We start from the raw sequence: 25,155 nt of genomic DNA on the forward strand, positions 1-25,155 counted from the left end.
TTTCCAAATTGACACATAGGAGGATTATTAAATTTATTTGTGAGTTCCATGTAAAAATTGAAAATAAATTTAAACACATGAAAAAGAAATTGTTATTACTGTTGGGAATCGTAGCCATGATTACCCTTTCATACTCTGTACAAGCAGAAAACAAAAAGGCACACTTTAAAGTTTCAGGAAACTGTGGCATGTGTGAAAAGACAATTGAAACTGCTGCAAAATCGGTTGATGGAGTTAGCATGGCTGATTGGGACAAGAAAACAAAAGTCATAAAAGTAAGTTTTGATACCGAAAAAACCAGCTTGGATGCAATTCACAAAGCAATTGCTAAGGTAGGATATGACACCGAAAAGGTAAAGGCAAAAGATGAAGTGTATAACAAGCTTCATTCTTGCTGCAAATACGAAAGAAAATAAGATAACTTGGGGTATTCGTTATGGTTTAATTACTACATACATTACTTACAACTAAATCATATGCAACAGAATACCCCACCTACCATTTTATTCTTTTAAATTTAAGCTCAAGTTTATATCATTGTTCCATTTTTATTTGCAATTTTAGATTTAGAACATCTAAAAACGAGTCAATGGCCCTTAAAGAAGAAATTATCCCAACATCCTGGTCCGAATTGCAAGAAGTATTGTTTACCGATTCTTATAACGACAAAATAAATCGAGTACGCTCTCCATACATCTATCGTGGATTATCATCCTTTGATTATGAATTAAAAACCTCATTAATTCGACTTAAAGGACCCTATGAAGAATTGGAATTTCACTTACTTCGTAATTTTAAAAAGTACTCTTTCCGACCTGATATTAATAACAAATCAGATTGGGAATGGCTGGCATTAGCACAACACCATGGACTTCCAACGCGACTTTTGGATTGGACCTACTCTCCTTACGTTGCATTGCATTTTGCAACCGCCGAAATTGAAAAGTATCATCAAGATGGTGTGATTTGGGCATTGAACTACGAAAATTTAAAGAATTATCTGCCTGAAAACTTACAATGCAAACTGAATCAAATTGGCTCCAATAGCTTTACCATTGAAATGCTGCATGAACTTTATCAGGATTTAAGAGAATTATCGAAAGAAAAGAGCGATTTCGTGGTGGCATTTGAACCTCCATCATTGGATGATCGAATTGTAAATCAATATGGCATATTTACCTTCATGTCGCATTCCAAATCTATTCTAAATACTTGGTTGATGGACAAACCTGAATTGTATTTTAGAATAAGAATTCCTGCAGCTATGAAATGGGAAATTCGTGACAAACTAGACCAGGTAAACATTAACGAACGAGTTCTTTTTCCAGGAATGGATGGGTTAAGCAAATGGCTAACCAGACATTATTCTCCTACAAATTCAAAAGAACAGAAGAATCTAAGTCTGGAAACCAACCATCAATAAAACTTTTTTGCTTGGATTGATTGATCTTTTTATCTTTAGTTAAAAGCGAAAGGTATGAAGTTCAAATACGAAATACTTCCTGATTTAAAACTCATTAAAGAGTACTACTATGGTTATTTCAAATGGAATGACCTAATTCAGCATACCCTAAGTACTCGCAAAGATGAATTATTTAATGAATCCTACAATGTGATATCTGATTTTACCAGAGCCAAAGTTCTTTTGAATATTAAAGATTTAGACGACTATATTGACGAGTATGAAAAGTACAGTCCTATCCTAAATAAATGTGCCATACTGGTTAGCCATAGTTACGACACACCTATGGCCATGCTGTTCGAAATTCAGGTGCGAATTCAAAATGCCAAAGTATTTTACACTGAAGATGAAGCAATGAACTGGCTTGAAATAGACCCTGCTCATGTAAAAAAATAAGATTTACGAACACCTCTTTTTAATTAAAACTTATTTAAAATTAAGTAATTACACCTACCTAACTATTGACATCTGCATGTCAATGAAGTAACTTTAATATACTTCGGCAGATCATTAGCTTAATCTGTATTCCCTAATGCTTCATCACTCATAGCATTCTTTCTCTTTGGAGATTAACAAATTCAAAATCAACACAAATCAATAAACACCAAAACCTTAAAACATGAACGAACATTCAGAACTTCAAACAGTCAATATGCCAAGAATTGGAGATAAAGCTCCTGAATTTAGAGCCATCACAACTCAAGGTGACATACACTTTCCTAACGATTACAGAGGTAGATGGGTAATTCTGTTCAGCCATCCTGCAGATTTCACTCCAGTATGTACTTCGGAATTCATGACCTTTGCTAAAATGGAAAACCAATTCAATCAAGCCAATTGTGATTTGGTTGGACTATCGGTAGATGGCCTGTATAGCCACATTGCCTGGCTGAGAACCATCAAGGAAAAAATTGAATACAAAGGAATGAAAGATATTGAGGTACAGTTCCCTTTAATTGAAGACATAAAAATGGAGGTAGCCAACAAGTATGGGATGGTTCAGCCTGGCGAAGACAGCACCAAAGCTGTAAGAGCTGTATTTTTCATTGATCCTCATGGCATTATCCGAACCATTATTTATTACCCATTAAGCCTTGGACGCAATTTCGATGAAATCTACAGAGTGCTTGTGGCATTGCAAACTGCCGACAAGTTTTCTGTTGCCACTCCGGCTGATTGGAAACCAGGAGATGAAGTAATTGTACCTCCAGCCGGATCATGCGGTGTGGCGAAAGACAGAATGGAAAATACCGATGAAGATGTAAAATGTTACGATTGGTTTTTCTGCACAAAAAAACTAAAAGAGGAAGAAATTTGGGACGCCATTTTAAGAAAGGAACCGATTGCTCACTAGCTTTAACGCTAGTTTAACAAACCTAAGCCTGTCAGATTTATCTGATAGGCTTTTTTTAGTACAAGCCAAACGGAAAGTTTAAAATACCAGTAAATTCAACCTGTCAACTTCATCACCTAACATTTCTTTTAAGATTTCGTTAAACATTTAAGCAATCCAAAATGATTATTCAATTGGAAAAGTTTTGTAATTTTCGCAGTCGTTATAATTTATCAATAGATATTTACAAATGAAATACATCTTTAATTCTCTTTGTGTACTGATTTTCTGCACATTTATAACCACTAATTTAAATGCTCAGAAATATGATATCTCGGTACAACTACTAAACTGTAATGATTCCACAGCATACCTTGCCCATTATTTCGATGGTAGAATTTTTGCTGATGACACAACAAAATTGGTAAATGGTAAGGGTACTTTCTCCAAAGACAAGGTTCTGGATCAAGGCATTTATGTAATTTATTTGCCAAGTCAGAAATATTTTGATTTGTTGATTGGTGAAGATCAGGAGTTCTCAATTTCAGCTGACCCAAAAGATTTTATAGGTAGTATATCGGTAAATGGAGCAAAAGAAACGGATGGCTTTCATAACTTCCAGAAGTTTATGAAGTCTCAAAATGAGAAATCAAAAGCCATACAGGAAGCATACAAAAAGGCAAGTAACGATACTGAAAAGGAAAAGTTCAGAAAACAGTTTAAAAATACTGATGTCGAGGTAAGAGCTTATATCGAAAATTTAAAATCTGAATTCCCAGAAAATTCATTTGTGCAAAAATTTGCTCAGTTTACTTTATCTCCTAAAATTCCTGATTTTAAGAAAGAAGTTCCTGAAAATACAATCAACCGTGACAGTGTAATCCATATCAAATCCTATCTATACAATAAAGATCATTACTTCGATCATGTAAACTTTACCGACAATAGATTCTTAAGAACTCCAATATTGAAAAAGAAACTGGATTTCTTTTACGAAAAAATAATGGTTCAAAACCCTGATTCCATTGTAAAAGAATCGGTAAAACTGATTGAACATGCTCGTCCTGATACAACCTTTTTCCAATATCTAACTCAATATGCCCTAAACTATGCTGTAAAAAGTAAGGTAATGGGTATGGATGCTGCCTTTGTGAATTTGGCAAAGAGATATTATTTAAGTGGACAAGCCACTTGGGCCGACTCTACATTAATGGCTAATATTAGAGAGAGGGTAATCAAAACTCAGTTCAATTTGATTGGAATGAAATCGCAGGATTTGCTAATGCAAACTCCAGAAGGAGAATATGTGCGACTACACGAGGTTGAAGCCCCACTAACAGTACTTTATTTCTGGGAACCAGATTGCGGACACTGCAAAAAGATTACTCCTAAGTTGAAAACAGAAATTCTAGACAAATACCAAGACAAAGGCCTAAAAGTATTTGCCGTTTGTACCCAAGATCAAAAAGAAATGTGGGAGAATGCCATTCACGATTACGACATTTATGATTTTATCAATTGCTATGATCCTGAATTTCAAACCAACTTCAGAATTTTCTACGATGTATATAGTACTCCAACCATGTACCTACTCGATAAAGACAAAAAAATTATAGCAAAGCGACTCGACATCGATAATCTGAAATTATTTTTGGATAACGAATTGAAAAAGAATTAATATCACTTATTAAAAGAGATAAGAACAAAGGACACTGTAAAAAGTGTCCTTTTTTGTATTCAACATTATTCCCTAAAACACAGTTTTCTTCAACAATACACCCTTTAATCTAGGGTGTATTTGCAATTTTCATACAATCGCAAACGATAACGCATAAATTTCACAAGGTATTCTAGTAATAAAGTTGTATTTTCAAACTGTATATCAAAATTAACCATTCGCCAAACTACCATTTGGCGACATTTAAGTAACTATTAAACTAAATTTTTATGTGTGGATTCGTAGCAGTATTCGACTTGAAAGTAGATGCACAGGAATTGCGTCCTCAAGTACTGGAAATGTCCAAAAAAATTCGACACAGAGGTCCCGATTGGTCAGGTATTTTCTGTGATGAAAAAGCGATTTTATCGCACGAGAGACTATCGATTGTAGATCCTCAATCAGGAGGACAACCACTTTACAGCAAAGATGGCAATTTGGTCTTGGCTGTTAATGGAGAAATCTATAATCATATGGACATTCGAAATCAGATGAACGGATCCTATGAGTTCTTGACCAAGTCCGATTGCGAAGTGATTTTGGCTTTGTACCAACAAAAAGGAATTGATTTTATTGATGATTTGAATGGAATATTTGCCTTTGCTTTGTATGATAAAGAGAAAGACATTTACCTTGTTGGTCGCGATCATATGGGAATTATTCCTTTGTACCAGGGTTGGGATCAGCACGGAAACTACTATGTGGCTTCAGAATTAAAAGCATTGGAAGGATATTGCAACAAAATTGAAGAATTCTTGCCAGGGAAATTCTTGTACAGCAAGGATGGTAAAGTTAAAGAATGGTACCAGCGCGACTGGATGGATTATGAGAATGTGAAGGACAATGAGACTGATATGGCAGCGCTTCGCAAAGGATTGGAAGATGCAGTTCACCGTCAGTTGATGTCTGATGTACCATATGGTGTACTCCTTTCGGGAGGATTGGATTCTTCGGTGATTTCGGCCATTGCCAAGAAATATGCTTCCAAGCGTGTAGAGTCGGGAGATCAGCAAGATGCATGGTATCCTCAATTGCACTCTTTTGCTATTGGTTTGGAAGGATCACCAGATTTGGCTGCCTCACGCAAGGTGGCTGATCATATTGGCACGGTTCACCACGAAATTACATTTACCGTTCAGGAAGGTTTGGATGCTGTTCGTGATGTAATCTACCATTTGGAAACCTACGATGTAACCACCGTTCGTGCCTCTACACCTATGTATATGATGGCTCGTGTTATCAAATCGATGGGAATTAAAATGGTGCTTTCGGGCGAAGGTGCCGATGAAATGTTTGGTGGATACTTGTATTTCCACAAAGCACCTAATGCAAAGGAGTTCCATACCGAAACACTTCGTAAGCTAAGCAAGCTACACTTGTTCGATTGCTTGCGTTCCAACAAGTCGATGGCTTCGTGGGGCGTAGAAAGTCGTGTACCTTTCCTTGATAAAGAGTTCCTTGACATTGCCATGAGAATTAATCCTGAGGATAAAATGGCAAAGGATGGCAAGATGGAGAAATGGGTAATCCGTAAAGCTTTTGAAGATTATTTGCCGGAAGAAGTGGCCTGGAGACAAAAAGAACAATTCTCTGATGGTGTTGGATACAACTGGATTGACACTTTGCGTGATATTGCAGAGAATGAAATTAGCGATGAGCAATTGAAAAATGCGGCTTATCGATTCCCTGTTAATCCACCTATGTCGAAGGAAGAATATTACTACAGGGCAATTTTTGCTGAGCATTTTGCTTCTGATACTGCAGCGGCTTGTGTTCCTTCAATACCTTCTATTGCCTGTAGTACTGCCGAAGCATTGGCTTGGGACGAAGCTTTCCAGAACAATGCTGATCCATCCGGACGTGCCGTAAATTCGGTGCACAATGATGGATACGAGGAAAAGAAATAGAATATAAAGGAATTAATTTTCGTTTATACATTCAGCAGGGCTCTCCATTTTGGGGAGCCTTTTTTTTAGTATGAAACCCACTGAATCATGAGTATGGAATTGATTTTTCATATTCTTGGCCCTATTCTCCTAGATAGATCCATAAAATTCCAGAATCGAAGCGCCAAAAACTAGCATAAAAGCATTCTTACCTTTAAAAGATCTATTTAATTCAAGAGTCGAAGCATCAAAAAGGAGTGTAAAAGCACCCTGATCTTTAAATGAGATACCAAATTCGCGCTTCGAAGTATGAAAAACATCAAATTATGCATGTATTTCATGCCTCGAGACACCTTTATAGTGGATAAAAGCACGATCTGGCTTAAAAATTTTAATCTTCTTGTTAAAAAAAGCACACCTTAGTGTGGGTAAAGACACACTTGTTGTTAAAATTTTTAAGAAATTACCTAAAAAAGACACGCCACATCGTGGTTCGAACCACGATTGGCCCTAAAACTTTTAACTCTTGACTTAAAAAATTATTGTTAATAGTCACCTCTCTTTTTTTACAATAGAAATTTTACATGTATATTGTAAAAGAAATTAAACCTACTAACACTCTAAACCTATGTACGCAAGCTCAAAACAAACCGTATTCTTTAAATACTATTTTCCCTTTCTATTCATTTTAGGCTTTGGGACTTCCTTCCTGGCTTCTGGATTTGTTGATACAGCACCAGATGGTTTTAAAATAGCCTTTGCAATTGTATCGGTGTGGCTCTCTATTTTCTTTATACAAGTACCATTCAGGTTAAAGAAAATTACCACATTAGAAAAAGGCATATTGGTTAAGGGAAGAGAAAGAAAGTTAATTCCCTATTCTGATGTTGAAAGTGTTGCCAAGTTCGATTTGGCTGGACCTTGGTTCATGACCATTAAGTATTTTGACCAAAAGTCGGGAGATACAAAGAAGATTTGCTTTATGCCTTCACAATCTCAAAAAAGAACCATGGCTGACGATGCCATCACTGATTTTATTAAAGCAAGAATGAAAGAAGAGAATCCTCAATACAGCAAGGAAAATCATCCTTCTGCAATGAAAAATTTTATGATACTCATGCTGCTTAGTATGCCTTTTACTATAAGTGCATTTTACTTCTTTATTTTTGGCTAAAAGTATTAACCTGATACTAAAAAAGGATGAAACCAATGGGTTTCATCCTTTTTTGTAATTAATCCTAACCTATCTACAAAGAATTCTTCTTCAAGAAATCGATAATCTCATCAACATATCCAAAGGCCATTCCAACAACCGTATCGGCAGCTCCATAATAAACTGCAACTTTGTTTTCTTCTGTTAAAGCAGCACATGGGAACACCACGTTTGGCACATCGCCAGCCAATTCGTAAGGTGCAGCAGGTGCCAATAAATAAGGCTTTGAACGGTACAATACCTTGTCAGGATTTTCCAAATCCAACAAAGCCGCTCCCATTGAATAACGGAAACCATTACAGGTATTGATTACCCCATGATAAAACATCAACCAACCTTCTTCGGTGCGCATGGGTACCGAGCCTGCTCCTATTTTGGTACACTGCCATGCACTATCAGTAAAATCGGCTACTTTCATTACACAACGGTGCTCTCCCCAATATTTCATATCAGGACTATAAGAGATGTAAATATCACCGAAAGATGTATGCCCATTATCACTCGGACGACTCAACATGGCATACTTCCCATCAATCTTTTCGGGAAACAATACGCCATTTCTGTTGAAAGGAAGAAATGCATTCTCGCACTGGTGGAAAGTCCTAAAATCGAAGGTATATGCAATACCAATTGTTGGTCCGTGATATCCGTTGCACCAGGTAATCCAATATCGGTCTTCTATCCAACAAACACGCGGATCGTATTTATAGTCCGATTCAATCATTTCGGTATTTCCAGCTACCATCTCTATTGGGTCATGATTGATCTCCCAATTGATACCATCCTTACTGAAACCAGCAAAAATATTCATTTGTACCGCCTTGTTATCGCAACGGAATACACCTGCAAAACCATCCTCAAAAGGTACAACGGCACTATTAAAAATACTGTTTGAACTAGGTATATCATACCTTCCAATAACAGGATTTTGAGAATACCTCCACATCACATCCGAACATCCTTCAGGACGTTCCTCCCACGGCATATTAACTTGTTTTGTCATTTGATTTTATACTAATTCAGTTTCTTTAATTTCTTCCTCTTTTTTCACTTCACATTTATAATCCTCAGGATAATCTTTCAGCTTCTTGTACCAGGTAAAGTACAGTACAACACTCGATGCAGCAAATAATAGAATTACCCAGGTTAAAGACATAAATTCACCAATTACCAGGTAAATTGGAATCAACACCAACATCATTTGCCAACCCGTACCAATGGTACAGTTCATCATATCTCTCCAAAAATCATTATTTGGTTTCGCCTCCGGCTTTTGTTCTTTCAATTTCAGATAAACTGGTTTCCAAAATCCCCAAGGACGAACACTATCATAGAATTTAATCAATACCTCATCAGGTTCGGGTTTGGTGACCAAACTTCCAATTACAGAAGCAGCCAATGCAAACAAGAAAATAAAAGGGAATGCATAAATAGGCGAAACTTCAGGGAAAGCCAATGGTGCTATTAATGATGCCAGTAAACCAGCTAACATTCCTGTAAAATAACCATATCCATTAAATCTCCACCAAATCCATTTTAATAGGTTGGATGCGGTATAGCCTCCGAACAATGCCCCCACTAACCATTTCATTACTGTATCGATACTTTCTGCAAAGAATCCGAAGAAGATACCTACTGCTACTACAGCAAATGATGCCAAATATGACATTCGAATGTATTTCTTTTGCGATGCATTGGGGTTAATAAATTTCTTGTAGATATCATTAACAATGTAAGCCGGACCTGCATTTACATTTGCAGCAAAGGTAGACATGAAAGCTGCTACCAAACCTGCAAGTAGTAATCCTTTTGCTCCCACAGGAATAAAGTTGCTCAGTGCATAAGGCAATACCATTTCAAAGTCGATATTGTCGCCCATTTTATTGAATTCAGGTGCGAGATACACCAGTGCAAGTACAGCTAATCCTGTAATCATCAAATATCTTGGAACAAAAAGAACCAAAGAAACAATACCGCTCATTTTGGCAGCATCCTTAGGAGTTTCTGTAGATAAGATTCTTTGCATGTCGTAACTTGGCACTGGTCCTGCAATACTTACTAGCATTCCTTTGAATATCATCATCATCATTAATACCGAAAACAATGAATAACCATCGGTGTCAATTTTGTTGTTTACCGCTGGTATCAAATGATCCCAATTCAAATCCAGATTCCAACCAAAGAATACATCTTTCCAACCTTCAGGAATTGCAGTGGATATTTGTTCAGGAGTAACCAAAGACATGGCAATTACTCCTACCATAATACAGGCAATGGTCATAATTACAAACTGCAAAACTTCGGTAAATACCACCGAGTACATCCCCCCTTTTATCACGTAAAGAGTGGTTACACCCATAATGATAATGGCATACATGTTCTCAGAACTAATGGTAATTCCCATTATATAGCTTTGTAGATTCCAAGGAAAAAATGTTTGGGCAAACTTCCCTACTCCAACAAATCCATATGTAATAAATCCAATTACACTCACAATGGCAAATAGTACCACAATCAGGTGAGATAATTGCGAACCTTTGTCATCTCCAAATCTGGTTTTTAACCACTCTGCCCCCGTCATTACATTCGATCTTCGTAACCAAATTGCCAAAAACATCATCAGGAAAATCTGGTTCCAAACGGGCCACAACCAAGGAATCCAAACCGATTTTAAACCATATACAAACAATATGGTAACCGTCCACATGGTCCCAGTAATATCGAACATTCCAGATGCATTGGAAACTCCAAGCATGTACCAGGGAATTTTATTTCCTCCCAAAAAGTAGTTCGATAAGTTTTTTGATGCCTTTGCAGACAACAAGTAACCAATTACAATGGTTAGAACAATGTATCCGATAATGATGGATATGTCGAGTACTGATAGATTCATTATATTCTATTTAGTTTTTACTTTCTGGTTTTAATTCAAATTCAATTGTTCCTCCTTTAACCAAATCGTCATGATTAATAAAGTAGCTGGAATGATTTGAACCATTTCTTTTAATGCTCTTGATGTAAATATCATTGGCATTCTTCTTTTTCGTAACAATTTCCAGTTTCTTTCCAGGATAAAATTCTTGATTCAGCTCGATGGTAACTTTATCGAAAACAGGAGAAGTTAATGCGTAATCTGTATCTCCAGGACAAACAGGATACATGCCCATCATGCTGTAAACAATCCATGCTGAAAGTGTTCCACAATCGTCGTTCCCCGGAATTCCATCAGGTGCATTTTTATAGTATTCATCCACCAAGCGACGAACTTCTTTCTGTGTTCTCCACTCTTCCCCTTTAAAATAGTTGAACAGGAATGGGTAATGGATATCCGGCTCGTTGGCCATATCGAAAAGATCCTCATCGAATACTTTCTGTAGCTTGTTTACGAAATTCTTTTTGCCACCCATTAATTTGGTCAGTCCTTTAATGTCATGAGGCACGCAAAAAGTATATTGCCATGATGTTCCCTCGTGGAATCCAGGACATGGCTCAAAGTTTTCACCTTGCTTTGGATCGAAATTCTTAAGGAAAGTACCATCGGCAAGCTTAGGTCTCAATACGCCAAATTCTTTCGAATAGTAATTTTTATAACCTAAGGATTGATTTAAAAACTTCTTATAATCTGCTTTCTTACCCAATGCCTTTGCAAACTGAGCTAGGTTCCAATCGGCAATGTAATATTCCAATGCATGCGATACCGAATTATCAAATTCCTCTTCAATTGGCACATATCCTTCTGCCAGGTAATGATCAATATCAGGACGCAACTTATTTTTTGCTCCTTCTATAGTAGCTGATTTATACATTGCCTCGTAAGCGGCATCTACATCAAAATCGGTTAAGCCTCTCAAATAAGAATCGACAATTACCGGAATTGATGGATCGCCTTCCATTACATGTGTTTCCTTTGAATTCAGTTCCCATTTAGGTAGCCAGCCACTTTCCTTGTACATATCTAGCATCGAGCGAACCATATCCAATTGTTCTTGTGGATAAAGCAGAGCCATTAATGGGTGAAAATTTCGGTAAGTATCCCAAAGTGAAAACACTGTGTAGCGATTGCAATCATTGGTTTCCTTAATTTCGAAAGATTCCATTGCTGGATATTGCCCATTTACATCATTAATGGTATTCGGATGAATTTGAGTATGATACAAAGCCGTGTAGAAAATGGTTTTCTGATCTTTTGTTCCACCTTCAACCTTAACTCTACCTAAAATATCGTTCCACTCTTTTTCTGCTTCTGCTCTAGTTTTCTCAAAATCAAAATCATTCGACTCAGCTTTAAGGTTTAATCTAGCATTTTCGATGCTGACATATGAAACTCCAACTTCTACAATAATTTGTTCGTTTTCTTCTGTATCAAATGTGAAATAAGCTCCAATTTCGTTACCAAACATTTCTCTGGTAAAGCCATTGTAGTATTTGTATTCTCCCGAAGTTTTACTCCAAGCTGCTTCTGCTTGTAGTTTTGGCATGTTTTTCCATACTCCAAAGTTCTTTGCTGGTTTGCTGAATCGAGCCACAAAATAGACAGGACGCTCCGAACCATCATTGTAACAGAAAGTACCCGTCATTCGAGAACCTTCAATTTCCTTGTTACTAACAATTCTTACTTTAGCTCCTAGCTCGTTTGTTAAACCCAATCCAAGATTCAATAGAATATTCGATTCTCCTTTTGGGAAAGTATATCGACTAATTCCTGTTCGCTTTGTAGAACTCAACTCTGCCTTGATGTTGTACTTTTCTAAATTAGTGGCATAATAGCCTGGTGTTGCCTTTTGGTTCTTCATAACAGAACCATATTGCTTGTGGTCAGCATTGACTTTTCCTGTGGTTGGCATCAATAAAATTACACCAAGTTCCGGACAGCCCACTCCACTTAAATTTACGTGAGAAAATCCGGTAAGGTAAGGGTTATCCCATGAGTATGGTGTAGACCACCACCGTGCATCCTTATCGTATTTATTGATATCAGATCCGGAAACATTAAATGGAGTTACCGAAACCATTCCTCGCGGCACAATGGCCCCTGGATTTGTGGTTCCAAAATTCGTAGTTCCAATAAAAGGATTTACATATTGGGAATACTGACCAAAGCCATTAAAACAAAAGAACAGTAGAATTGAAATTCCTATAAAGCGCTTCATTAGTTAGGTTTTATTGTAATCGTGGGTTTAAAAATAATACCGAACGGGACTATCGCCAGCCAAGCTTTCTCCCGATCGGTTTACTAATTTCTAATCTATAATTCAAAATAAAGCATTCAAGATTAAATGGTGATTAATATTGAGGTTAATCTACCAATTGAATCATTAATCAATTGCAATGACAAATTAATTCACAACAGGAACAATTGCAACTGCTTGACCTCCACTTTCAATCATTTTTACTGACAATACAGTTTTCGAATCAACCTCTACTTTTCGAATATTAATATCTGTAGGGTTATTTTCGAGATTTGCATTATCTCCATCCTCAAAAATACTTGCCATATATTTTTTACCATCCTCTAAAAAGGATAAGTCAAGCTCTACACTTCTTCTGTTTTCATCAGTAATTGTTCCGATATACCAGTTCTTGTCTTTTCGACGAGCAACCGAATACACATCACCAATCTCCGCCAATAGAACTTTTGATTCATCAAAATCGGCAGGAAGCAATTCAAAGAATTCAAATGCTGGCTGATCTTTGTAATTGCTTACCATATCCGATGCCATTTGCAATGGACTATACAGGCAGACCCATAGAGCCAATTGTTTGGCAAGCGTTGTATTCACTCGGCTATTTCCTTTATCATTGCTGTTCCATTTGGTATACTCCTTCCTGTTTTTGTATAGAATATCAAATATACCTGGTGTGTAGTCAATTGGTCCACCCAAACATCTGGTAAAAGGAAGAATCACATAATGCTCGGGAGGATTTCCTTCGCTCCAGCCATTCCACTCCATGCCTCGTGCACCTTCGCGAGTCATCATGTTGGGATATGTACGGCTGATTCCTGTTGCTTTAATTGGTTCGTGAGCATCGATCATTAAATTGTACTTTGCAGCCTTTTCCACAACCTTTCTGTAGTGTTGTACCATCTTCTGTCCATGATGGTAATGACCATTTGGTATTGGACCGGCATATCCAGTTTTTAGAACTCGAATACCATTATCTCTTAGCATGGAAAAAGCCTTGTCCATGCACTCCTCATAGTAAATATAGTCGCCACCAGTTTCATGATGTCCAATCAGTTCCACACCTTTTGCATTTGCATATCGAACCACCTCATCAAAGTCAAAGTCAGCATAAGGAGTTTGCTGGTCAAAAGCACGTGCTTTCCCCCAGTTTTCCCAACCTGTATTCCATCCTTCGGCAAGCACTGCCTGAACATTGTGATCGGCAGCAAAGTCGATATACGCCTTCATATTTTCAGTTCTGGCTCCATGCTTTGGGCCCATAGTCCAGGTTTCCACTCCCAGGTGCATGCCCCACCAAATACCAATATATTTCATTGGCTCAATCCAATCGGTATTCTCCAATACACATGGTTCGTTTAAATTTTGAATCAGATTTGATTCTACTAATCCTACTGCATTCTTGCTAATTGTAATCGTTCTCCAGGGAGTCAAAAGAGAACCTTTGGCTTTTACTTTCACTCCATCAGGCCAAGGCACCAAATTGGCTTCGAAATTTGTTCCGCCTGTATTTTGCAAAGTCATGCCAGCATAGTCTGTCAGGTTTGCCTCATGAATACTTAAATAAACTCCATCATTGGTTTTGAAGGTTACAGGAGTATTGGCTCCTTTTACCTCATCAATTTTAGTAGTTTGATATAGCATCTCATAGCTATCGAAATTAGCAGGAATAGACCAGGCTGTACCATTTTGAGTCAGGTTAAACTCTGTCTTTTCATCGGTAATGAAAATGCTATCAATACCTGTTTGCTCAGGAATTTTATATCTGAAACCAACACCATCATCATATACTTTCACTTGTAATTGAAACTGCAGTCCTTTTGAGGTAATCAAATCTAAAACCAACTGATTATAGTTGTTTTTGATTCTTTTGTTTTGGCCCCACACAGCATTCCAGACCTCATCAACTTCAATAATTTTCTTATCAACGATCTTTACATTTTCGATAGAAAGCCTGCTCTGTGCAGCTTCCAATCCAAGTTTGGATTCATTAATCAACTTAGCTTGTCCCAATGATAATTCATAGGACAGACGACCTTGATCGTTAACGTATAATTCATACTTCAATTCTCCATTGGGAGATTTCACCTCCACTCTATTATCCAAAGAACAGGATAAACTCATCAATCCAGCGCACAAAGCGAGGAATACTACTCTTACTCTCATAAATTAATTTTCAATCACATATGTTTTCTTATCACAACCAATCCCTTTAATGGTCAAGCTTCTCCACTGTTTTGGAAGACATGTATTACCCTGCTCAATTCCCTCGTCGGTTATTTTTAGGCCTGCAAAACCAAAAATCACAGATTGCAGCATACCTCCCGCACCCGTTGCAAAGTATGGGTTGTTACTAAAAGCCGATTCAGCCAAAGCTCCAAAAGGAGGTCTTTTATTTGGTTCGTAAGCTCTTTTAAATAACTCAAATGCCTTATCCGCTTCTCCCAATCTGGCATAAAGAACAGCCAATACGGAATGAGACATGGCTGGTCCTTCCGGGGCCATTTTTGGCTCATAATAAGCCAAGTCCCTGCGAATGTCTTCAGGCTTACTCACGATATTCAGTGGATATGCCAATAAATTCACATCAGCCTGTTTGATTACCTCCCCATTGTAGGTTCTGTTTTCTTTCATTGTTCCATTTGGGAAATAGTGAAATCGCAAAGCTTTGGAAATTTTACTCCATTGACTATTGGGAGACAGGTCAAGTTCTTTCGCAGCCTTCACTGCATATTCCAATGCTGTTTTTGCAGCTCCGTTGGTAAATGCATTGTCATCAGCATGATGATAAAACTCATTGGCTCCTACCACATTATTGATGGAATATGAACCATCTTCATTTTTAACAGATCGACTCACCCAGAAATCGGCCACCTCTTTCAATACCGGAAAACCAACTTCTTTCAGCCACTGTTTGTCTTTGCTTAGCCTGTAATAGTTCCAAAAGGCAATACCAATATCAGCAGTAATATGATGTTCGAAAGTTCCCGTTAAAGCCCAGGTTGGAGTTGCCTCCTCGCCTGTATCATCAGACTCCCAGGGAAACATGGCTCCCTCATATCCAAAGTTGGCAGCTTTCTTTTTCGCCTTTTCAAGCCTGTGAAATCTATAGTTTAAAAGTGAATGGGCAATACCCTGATTAAACACTAACAAAGGCGGATACATCCACAATTCTGTATCCCAGAAAACATGTCCGTTGTAGCCTTGAGCCGATAATCCCATTGGCGGAATACTCAAATTTGAATCATCTCTCGAGAAAGAATACAAGTGATACAAAGCCAGGCGAACATCCTGCTGAGACTCTATATCTCCTTCAATTACAATATCACCCTGCCATAATTCTTCCCACAGCTCTTGGTGTCTTTCGATTACTGATTCTTTATTTCCCAACAGCTGAAAAACAACCATCCTTTCAGACTCACTCTTAGGATCATCAAAATTTTGAGAGGTACATGCGGCCCCAGCCCAGGCAAAGCTATACTTCTCCCCTTTTTTCAACTCCTTTGTAAAAACCAACTCATGATGATATGCCCCTTTTACGCTGTGTTTTAATTCAGGTGTTTCCTCGTCGAAAATAAATGTAGCAGAAGTAGCCATTTGATGTTTTTCAAAAGGACTATCAGCTATGGTTTGAAGAACTGGCATTCTGGCATCCAAATCCTGCATTACACGGAAACCAGACTCAACATTTTTATATTCGTTAGGACAAACGATTTGTCCCCCTACCTGCACTTTCAAATTTCTGATCAATGGAATAATCTCAACATCGATCATGCCTGTATAAGGCATGCCTCGCAAAGCATAAGAAGTGAAAGAAAAATCAGCATAATTCTTAAACCTGCAGGTGCTTGTTAAAGCTGCATTTTTCATATCCAACTTTTGAGTCCATGAGGTGCAATTGTCAGCTTTTAATGTATCCCCTTCAATAACAATCTCAAGATTTGCGAAATTAATTCCCAATAAAACCTTACTCACACCATATTTTGACTCTTTATCGAAAACATGATTTAAAATGATGGCTTTCGTTTTGCCTGGTTCTTTGGATGGCAACAGACCTATGCGTCCATTGGCAATGGCAACACCCGTATAGTCAGAGTAATCATTTGTTTCAATTACCCACCCTGCTTCTTGTTTTGTTTGTGCATTCACACCAAAGCAAAACACAACACACAAGGCTAAAAGACATAAACATCTATAGTATGTATTCATTATTATATGCGTTTTAGCAATTCAGGTTTTTCATTGTAAATCTTCAAAATCAACTCTCCAAACAATGTGTTTGCCCAGGCAAACCATGAACGAGTAAAATGTTCAGGCTTGTCTTTATGGAAGGTTTCATGCATAAAACCTGTTCCTGCATGAGTATTCATTAACATTTTCAGACATTTCAGAATCTCCTGATCATTGTCTGAGGTCATTGCCCTCATAATGATACTCATTGGCCAAATCATGTCTACTCCCACATGTGGACCTCCAATACCTTCTGCAGCCTTTCCCTCGAAGAACCAAGGGTTATTTTTACTCAAGATGAATTTTCTTGTATTCTGATACAACTTAGACTCCTGATCTACTGCTCCCAAATAAGGCAATGAAAGTAAGCTTGGTATATTTGCATCATCCATAAACAGCTGATTACCGAAACCATCTACCTCAAAAGCCAAAGTTTTACCATAGGTAAGGTCATCAGCACTTGCATATTTCTCCAGAGCTACTTCCACCTCTTCTGCCAAGAGGAAAGCCGATTTTGACAATTCCTTTTCAATACCCAAAGAATTTAAGATCTCAGTCAACTGCTTAAGTGAAACCACCGCGAAATAGTTTGAAGGAATTAAAAATGGAAAAATGGTAGCATCATCAGACGGACGGAAGGAAGAAACAATAAGGCCAACAGGATTGATAGGGTTTCCGTAACCATTTCCTGGCTGTGAGTCGGTAGGTTTGCTCGTGGTTCTTAAAAAAGAGTACGGCCCCTTACCTTCCTTTCGCTGTTGTTCTTGGAATGTTCGCACCACCGATTTCATTGCCTTTACCCAGTTAGCATCAAAACAGGAGGTATCATTGGTTTTCTTCCAATAATGATAAGCCAGCCTAATTGCATAACACAATGAATCTATTTCCCATTTTCTCTCGTGTAATTCAGGCTTCATATCTGTTTGATCACTCTCCCAATGAGAACCTTCTGCCCCTTTGTTAAACGCATTGGCATATGGATCGATATTGATGCATTTGCTTTGTCGGTTAATAAGGCCCTGGAACAATTTTCGGAGCTGTTCATCATCATTCACCAAAGGCAAATATGGCCATACTTGTGCGGTAGAATCTCTTAACCACATGGCATGAATATCTCCCGTGATCACAAAAGAATCAGGTCTTCCATCTTCTTCAGAATAAGTTACCGTTGTGTCTAATGTATTTGGAAAACAGTTCTCGAACATCCAGGCCAACTCATAGTTGGAGATGGCTTTTTTCACCTCATCAATCTTAAGGTCTACAGCTTTACTAACAAACTTTCTATTTTTTGTTTCCGGTCTGTTCGATATATATTTCAAATCTTTATTTATTGCCAAACTCTTTGTACCTATCAGGCTTATTCCACCTGTAAATAGTAGTGAATTTTTTAAAAAAGTTCTTCTTTTCATCATGATTGTATTTGAGGTTAAAGGGTTACCAGTAAAAACAAAGGCTTACAATAAAAATCGTAAGCCTTTGATCAGTTATCGACTTATTGATCGCCAACAATAATTCCAGATACACTCCAGTGGTTAAAACTTGATCCTTCATCGTCTCCCTGGTCAATTACAACCTTAATAACGTGCTTCCCTGCTTTTAAATTACTAAGAGGGATGTAATAAGGAGGTGTTAAGGTTGCAGGACACCAATTGGAACGACTGAGATCACTGCTTGACAATCCGTTTCCAAAATTTCCAGACGCCGGATTTGACATTCTGTATGTGGCACAATCACTACGCCATGGCACGTGTGAAAACACCAATTTATCATCTATAAAAATCTTATTTAGTTTGGGAACAAATTCATCTCCATTTCCCCATCCGCCATGACCAGTTGTGGTATACAAGAGTTTTGGATTTTCAACACCTTCCTCTAAAGTGAATTGAACCGATAGCGTATCATTTTTAAACATGCGACCGTAATTTTGACCACTTGCCTCCATCACGTTCAAAGTATAAAATAGTGGTTGAATATATTTCTCTGTCGCAGCAGTATCTTCAAACGGAGGATAATAATTCAACTCCAGGCTCACTTTATGACCTCCCTTGTCGTAATTTCCAATGAACACACCAATCCAAATTTCATCCTCTTGTAAAGGAATTAATTCTGTAACTTCTTGTTTGTAGACAACAGAATCCTGCCAATTGTAATTATTGATCGGTCTCTTCTCATTAAAATGTCCCACTCCAAATGAGGTAAAGAATCTCATCAGCTCTACAGGTACAGAATACTTATCATCGCTCACTACACCCTGGTATTCCACTCCCTTATTGTCAATATAAACAGGTAGCTCTTCCTTTCCATTTTTCAGGGCTGTTAGCATCGACTTTTTATCATCGTTAGCTATTGTAAATACACAGCCTGTTCTGTCGTAAGCATCTCCATTCGACCAGTTTGTAAGCTTCACGAAAATACTACCTTCCGGGTTCATGTCAAGTAACTTAATCTTTTTCATGATCACCGTACCCTTTGAAAAACGATAGGTATGGTTGAGAATCTCTTCCTTAGGATTCGTTATACCTCCCTGAAAATTGATCTGCTCCTTATCAAATACAGGAATGGTCTTGTATCTTGATTTAATAATTAACTCTCGATAAACGGCCTGGCTAATTTCAGCAGCTGTTTCATCAGGGTAATTCATAACACCCTTTTCTTTCTCAATGGATTTTGCCAGGATGGTACGATTCCCATTAACCACGTATTTTAACACCAATCCATTGTCGATAATTACAGATAAGGATGGCGATGCACTTACTTTTGCTTCGGTAGTATACCAAACATCAACTCTATTTGAAAAAATAAGGAAACTGGCTTTTTTACATTCATAACCTAAAATGGTCTCCTTCTCGTTGGTTTCTTTTGCTGTAGGTAATTCTGAAAATGGTGTGATTTGCTGAAATTGTCCATCTTTAAAGTTCAGTACCTTCACCACACTCTTGGACTTGTAATTAATAAAGAAGCTTTCAACCTTTGACGAGTTTGATAATTGCACGATCCCATTGATAACAGTTGCTGTTACACCTCTATTGGGAACCAGTTTACCATGACTGTATTGCTCATAGCTAATCTTAAACCCCTTCTCTTTTTTCTCTGCTCCTGATACCAAAAGAGAAAAAGATAATATGCTTACCAGGAATAGTATTCTTGTTTTCATAGACTTGTATTAAAATAAGAAGCCAAAGGAATAACAGTAAACCTTAGTAAATACCTAAGATGGTAATCGAATCATTAACTGGTTTAATACATATTATTCCTTTGGCTTAACAAATTAGTGGATTATTTCTGATTGCTCATTGAGTAAGGATAAGCGTCAGCTTTGCTCCCTCTTTCCTTATTGGGTTGATCTGACATTTTAAAGTTCAGTTCTCCTCCATTCTGAATGTTTTCGTGTTTGATGTAATTCAAATCGTATGACTTTCCATTGAGGCTTACATTGTTCACAAATACATTTTCTTTTGAATTGTTTGAACTTGAAATTGTAAAGGTATTTCCATTCTCCAATGTTAATGTCACTTTATCGAATATTGGAGAACCCAATACATATTCATCAGTACCTGGGCATACAGGATAGAATCCCATAGCACTGAATACATACCATGCAGAGGTTTGTCCATTGTCTTCATCTCCACAATAACCATCAGCCTGTGGTGTATATAATTTATCCATCACTTCGCGGACACGGCTTTGTGTTTTCCATGGTTCTCCAGCATAATTGTAAAGGTATATCATATGCTGAATAGGTTGGTTACCATGCGCATAGTTCCCCATGTTTACAATTTGCATTTCACGAATCTCATGAATGGTAAATCCATAATAGGAATCATCGAATTTTGGGGGCATTTCGAAAACACCATCTAATGTAGAGATGAATTTATCTTTTCCTCCCATTAAATCGATCAAACCATTAATATCCTGAAAAACCGACCAAGTGTAATGCAAGCTGTTTCCTTCTGTAAAGGCATCACCCCATTTCAAAGGATTAAACGGCGATTGGAAAGTACCATCTTCATTCTTGCCTCGCATTAAGCCTGATTCTTTATCAAAGACATTTTTAAAATTTTGTGCTCTCTTTGCAAACAAATCAATCTCTTCCTGAGGGCGTCCTAACTCCTGGGCCAGTTTCCAAACACAAAAATCGGCGTAAGCATATTCTAATGTTCTTGCAGTATTTTCATGAATCCCAACATTGTAAGGTACATATCCTAATTTGTTGTAGTATTCCGCACCATATCTACCTACAGAAGTTATCTCCTTGTTATATCCATTTGTATTTTTAATGATTGCTTCATACAATGTCTCTATATCATAACCTCTGATTCCTTTTAGGTAAGCATCAGAGATAAGTGATGCAGAATTGGAGCCAATCATACAACCACGGTGCCCAGGGCTTGCCCACTCAGGCAACCAACCACTCTCCTTGTAAGTATTCACAAGACCTTCCATAATTTGGGCATTTAATTCAGGATACATTACTGTAAAAAATGGAAATACCGCCCGGAATGTATCCCAAAAGCCATTATCTGTAAACATGTAGCCGGGCAGTATCTCTCCATTGTAAGGACTGTAATGAATTACTTCATTTTTATCGTTTATTTCGTAAAACTTGCGTGGGAATAGCAGTACTCTGTACAAACAGGAATAGAATGTTTCCAACTGATCATCAGTTCCACCTTCTACTTTGATTCTTGCGAATTCCTTTTCCCAGGCTTGTTTTGCTTCTTTCTTAAGCTGCTTGTAATTTTTATTTCCAATTTCTCTTGACAGGTTCAGTTGAGCCTGTGCTTTGCTGATAAAAGATGATGCTACTTTTACATGTACCTCTTCGCCTTTTTTGGTTTTAAAGCCGATCACAGCACCAACATGATCACCGGTAGCATTCTTTGATTTCTCATTTAGTTGATCCTCATTCCAGGTATGAACAATTTCAAAATCCTTATCGAATTCAGCAACAAAATAATTGTGGAAGTTCTCAGGAACTCCACCACTATTGTTTCTACAGTATCCAATAATCTTGCGTTCTTCAGGGATGATTTTAACTTCAGAACCTTCGTTGTAAGCATCCAAGAGAATGTAAGAATTGTCGTTTTCCGGAAAAGTGAAACGAAACATGGCAGCACGCTCTGTTGGTGTTACCTCTGTTTTTACATCATAGTCAGCCAGGTAAACTTCATATGCGTATGGTTTGGCATCTTCAGCTTTATGCGAAAACCAGGATGCTCTTTCATCTTCTTTAAATTTTAATTCACCTGTTACAGCCATTAAAGAAAAAGCTGCATAATCATTAATCCATGGACTTGGCTGATGTGTTTGCTTAATCCCTCTTATTTTTTTTGCATCGTATGCATAAGTCCAACCATCTCCCATTTTACCGGTTTGCGGTGTCCAAAAATTCATTCCCCAGGGTACTGCAATTGCAGGGTAAGTATTTCCGTTGGAAAGTGCATGTTCAGAATCTGTTCCCATTAATGGGTTAACCATATCAACAGTAGAACCGGTACTGCTTTTAGTTACAACTTGTGCTCCTACATGGAAGACCATGAAAGCCATTAGAACTATTAGAATATTTACTCTCTTCATTTTCTTTAGTAGTTAAATCGACAAATGGTATAACTATTTTCTTCAATTAACATCTAATACAAGAATTTCATTAATTCTTAGTATACTATTGATTTCGGTCTATCCTTTATTTTAAAACCAAATTCTTTATTCGGTTTTGAGTCCATCTCAAATATCAACTCTCCTCCATTCATGATATCTTTATGAGTTATGAATGACTTGGTATAGTCCTGTCCATTTAACTTCACCGACTGGATGTAAATATTCTCTTTACTATTGTTATTGGCAATGATTGTAAACGATTTGTCTGCACTTAGATTAATGCTCACTTTATCAAATAACGGTCTACCAAATACATAAGCACCATTGGAAGGATTTACAGGATAAAATCCCATAGATGACATTACATACCAAGCTGACATTTGACCACAATCCTCATTTCCACATAAGCCATCAGGCTTATCAGTATATAATTCGTTAAGGATATAATCTACTTTATCGGCAGTTTTGAATTGTTCTCCTGCATATGCATACAAATAAGTTATGTGATGACTTGGTTCGTTTCCATGTGCATATTGTCCAATTAATCCGGTAATATCGGCAGAAGCTCCTTCTTCTAATTCTGAAGAAATAGAGAATAAACTGTCCAATTTTGTAAGAAATGGTTCATCCCCTCCCAATAATTGAATTAAGCCTTCCGGATCTTGTGGAACCAACCAAAGATATTGCCATGCATTTCCTTCACAATAATCATTTACTCTATGCTGTGCTGATAAAGGATCAAATGGAGCTCTCCAGCTACCATCTTTCATTCTGCCTTTCATGAACTTATCATTTGGATCGAAATATTTTTGGTAAGCCTTAGCTCTTTCTGTAAAATACTTGGCATCATCATGTTTACCAAGTTTTTTTGCCAACTGTGCAATTCCCCAATCGCTAATCGCATATTCCATAGCACTTGCAACCGATTCGTGCATCATATCGCAAGGAATGTATCCATACTTCTGCAATTCTTTTACTCCAGGTTCAAAATCACCCATTGCAGTAGTTTTAACAGCTTCATATGCCAAATTGATATCAATCCCTGAAAATCCTTTAAGACAAGCATCTACAACCACTGGTACCGCACTGTATCCAACCATTGTATTTGTTTCGTTTCCTCTTAAATGCCATACAGGAAGCTTACCTTGGTGCTTATAAATTTCAAGCATCGAGTTGATCATATCAGGAACTCTTTCCTGTTGTGTAATTGTATACAATGGATGAGCTGTTCTGTAAGTATCCCATAACGAGAACAGGGTGTAATTTGTACTGTTGGTATTATTGTAAACCTCTTTGTCTGTACCTCTATAATCACCGTTCACATCATCAAAAATGTTAGGAGCAATTAGGGTATGATACATGGCAGTATAGAAAACTCTTTTGTCTTTTTCGTCTTGAGTTTCAATATGAATTTTTTCAAGTTCCTTGTTCCATTTGGCTTTGTTTGCAGCAAGAATCTCATCGAAATTCCAATTTGGCATTTCCGCTTTGATATTTAGCAATGCATTTTCCATACTTACCGGAGACATACCAAACTTCACCTGAACCTTCTCAAAAGATTCTGTAATAAAATTAAGAAATGCTTTAATAGCTTTCCCTTTACCAGCATCTCCATCTAATTTTTGATCGCCATTATAAACCATGATATTTTTAACTGGCTTTGACAAAACCATTGCAAAATACTCACGTTGATCTGCAGCCCATCCTTTAGAAAAGCGATAACCTGCCACAATGGTATCATTTACCTTATGAAAGAAAGTTTCCGTTGCCTGATCTCCATTACCTTCCTTTAAATCAATAATTAATCTGGCTTGTTCTGATTTTGGATAGGTAATTTGATGCATGGCAACTCTTTCGGTGCTTGTCATTTCAACACCTACATTATAGGTATCCAAAAACACTTTATAATAACCCGCTTCGGCTTTTTCAGTATCATGACTGTAATATGAAGCATAACCAGATTCCGGATTTTCCTGGGAACCTGGATTTATTTTTAATTCACCTACAGCTGGCATAATTAAAAACTCGCCCAAATCAGTGCAACCTGTTCCATTCAAATGCAAGTGGGAAAATCCCTTAACAATACTATCTGAATAGTGATATGATGAACACCAATCCCATCCTTTATGAAAATTGCTAGGTCCAGCCTGAATTGCTCCAAAAGGTACACTGGCTCCAACAAACACATGACCATGTCCCCCTGATCCAATATATGGGTCAACATATTGAGTTAAACTATCATCATTTGTGCTACCACTTGTTAGCTGACAGGATGCAAGTGCACCCAACAAAAATGACAATCCTAGTGTTTTGATTGATTTTAATTTTTGCATTTGGTTTTACTATATGGTTTAGTAATAAGGTTGATATATAATAAGCTTATCGCTCTAATATTTCTCTAATTTAATATACCTTTTGCGAAAAGGCTACAAAACAATCCTTCTTTTTATATTAGGTAGAAGCAAACCTATTATTCTATTTTTTTACCCGTAGGTTATATTGATAATGGGAGCTGCCGGAAAGCAGCTCCCAA

Annotated in this window: 16 protein-coding genes; 7 read left to right on the forward strand and 9 right to left on the reverse strand. The window is 37.4% G+C overall.

The genetic code is table 11. The features are described from left to right. The first annotated feature begins 77 nt into the window (after positions 1 to 77). The 7 genes from DF185_RS01680 (at position 78) to DF185_RS01710 (ending at position 7,572) form a co-directional block, all read left to right on the forward strand. The gene (locus tag DF185_RS01680) at positions 78 to 416 is read left to right on the forward strand and encodes a heavy-metal-associated domain-containing protein (protein WP_110358986.1); all 339 of its coding nucleotides are present in this window, start codon (positions 78 to 80) and stop codon (positions 414 to 416) included. A 173-nt stretch (positions 417 to 589) separates the two neighbouring features. Then, positions 590 to 1,423 (forward strand): FRG domain-containing protein, encoded by an 834-nt coding sequence (locus tag DF185_RS01685; protein ID WP_110358987.1) that lies wholly within the window; start codon positions 590 to 592, stop codon positions 1,421 to 1,423. Between the two features lie 54 nt (positions 1,424 to 1,477). Further along, entirely contained in the window at positions 1,478 to 1,858 is a 381-nt protein-coding gene (locus DF185_RS01690) for a hypothetical protein (RefSeq protein WP_110358988.1), read from the forward strand. 223 nt (positions 1,859 to 2,081) lie between these two features. Then, positions 2,082 to 2,816, forward strand: coding sequence for a peroxiredoxin (locus DF185_RS01695; protein ID WP_110358989.1), 735 nt, complete (start codon positions 2,082 to 2,084; stop codon positions 2,814 to 2,816). Positions 2,817 to 3,045: 229 nt separating this feature from the next. Beyond that, positions 3,046 to 4,473, forward strand: coding sequence for a TlpA family protein disulfide reductase (locus DF185_RS01700; RefSeq protein WP_110358990.1), 1,428 nt, complete (start codon positions 3,046 to 3,048; stop codon positions 4,471 to 4,473). A 269-nt stretch (positions 4,474 to 4,742) separates the two neighbouring features. Beyond that, positions 4,743 to 6,419 carry an asparagine synthase B gene (gene asnB, locus DF185_RS01705; protein WP_110358991.1) on the forward strand — a complete coding sequence of 559 codons (1,677 nt, stop codon included), beginning with the start codon at positions 4,743 to 4,745 and terminating at the stop codon, positions 6,417 to 6,419. Positions 6,420 to 7,026: 607 nt separating this feature from the next. Then, the gene (locus DF185_RS01710; RefSeq protein ID WP_110358992.1) at positions 7,027 to 7,572 is read left to right on the forward strand and encodes a hypothetical protein; all 546 of its coding nucleotides are present in this window, start codon (positions 7,027 to 7,029) and stop codon (positions 7,570 to 7,572) included. Between the two features lie 73 nt (positions 7,573 to 7,645). Here the strand turns inward: DF185_RS01710 and DF185_RS01715 are convergent, their stop codons facing one another. The 9 genes from DF185_RS01715 to DF185_RS01755 form a co-directional block, all read right to left on the reverse strand. Continuing rightward, on the reverse strand, positions 7,646 to 8,614 hold the full coding sequence (locus DF185_RS01715; protein WP_110358993.1) for a glycoside hydrolase family 130 protein: 969 nt from the start codon (positions 8,612 to 8,614) through the stop codon (positions 7,646 to 7,648). 6 nt (positions 8,615 to 8,620) lie between these two features. Beyond that, positions 8,621 to 10,504, reverse strand: a complete 1,884-nt coding sequence (locus DF185_RS01720; RefSeq protein WP_110358994.1) for a sodium:solute symporter family protein — start codon at positions 10,502 to 10,504, stop codon at positions 8,621 to 8,623. 10 nt (positions 10,505 to 10,514) lie between these two features. After that, positions 10,515 to 12,761: a GH92 family glycosyl hydrolase gene (locus DF185_RS01725; RefSeq protein WP_110358995.1), complete on the reverse strand. Its 2,247-nt coding sequence runs from the start codon at positions 12,759 to 12,761 to the stop codon at positions 10,515 to 10,517. A gap of 186 nt (positions 12,762 to 12,947) precedes the next feature. Further along, a complete protein-coding gene (locus DF185_RS01730) occupies positions 12,948 to 14,960 on the reverse strand; it encodes a glycoside hydrolase family 97 protein (protein ID WP_110358996.1) in 2,013 nt (670 codons plus the stop codon). Between the two features lie 3 nt (positions 14,961 to 14,963). Further along, complete coding sequence (locus DF185_RS01735; RefSeq protein ID WP_110358997.1) at positions 14,964 to 17,003, reverse strand: kojibiose hydrolase; 2,040 nt, start codon at positions 17,001 to 17,003, stop codon at positions 14,964 to 14,966. Positions 17,004 to 17,005: 2 nt separating this feature from the next. Next, positions 17,006 to 18,433, reverse strand: coding sequence for a glycoside hydrolase family 125 protein (locus tag DF185_RS01740; RefSeq protein WP_243421742.1), 1,428 nt, complete (start codon positions 18,431 to 18,433; stop codon positions 17,006 to 17,008). 83 nt (positions 18,434 to 18,516) lie between these two features. Continuing rightward, the gene (locus DF185_RS01745; RefSeq protein ID WP_110358999.1) at positions 18,517 to 20,178 is read right to left on the reverse strand and encodes a PNGase F N-terminal domain-containing protein; all 1,662 of its coding nucleotides are present in this window, start codon (positions 20,176 to 20,178) and stop codon (positions 18,517 to 18,519) included. A 122-nt stretch (positions 20,179 to 20,300) separates the two neighbouring features. Beyond that, positions 20,301 to 22,601, reverse strand: a complete 2,301-nt coding sequence (locus DF185_RS01750; protein WP_110359000.1) for a GH92 family glycosyl hydrolase — start codon at positions 22,599 to 22,601, stop codon at positions 20,301 to 20,303. A gap of 77 nt (positions 22,602 to 22,678) precedes the next feature. Continuing rightward, positions 22,679 to 24,955, reverse strand: coding sequence for a GH92 family glycosyl hydrolase (locus DF185_RS01755; RefSeq protein ID WP_110359001.1), 2,277 nt, complete (start codon positions 24,953 to 24,955; stop codon positions 22,679 to 22,681). Positions 24,956 to 25,155: the final 200 nt, after the last annotated feature.

Origin of the sequence: Marinifilum breve, assembly GCF_003202155.1 — a bacterium.
Classification (GTDB): domain Bacteria; phylum Bacteroidota; class Bacteroidia; order Bacteroidales; family Marinifilaceae; genus Marinifilum; species Marinifilum breve.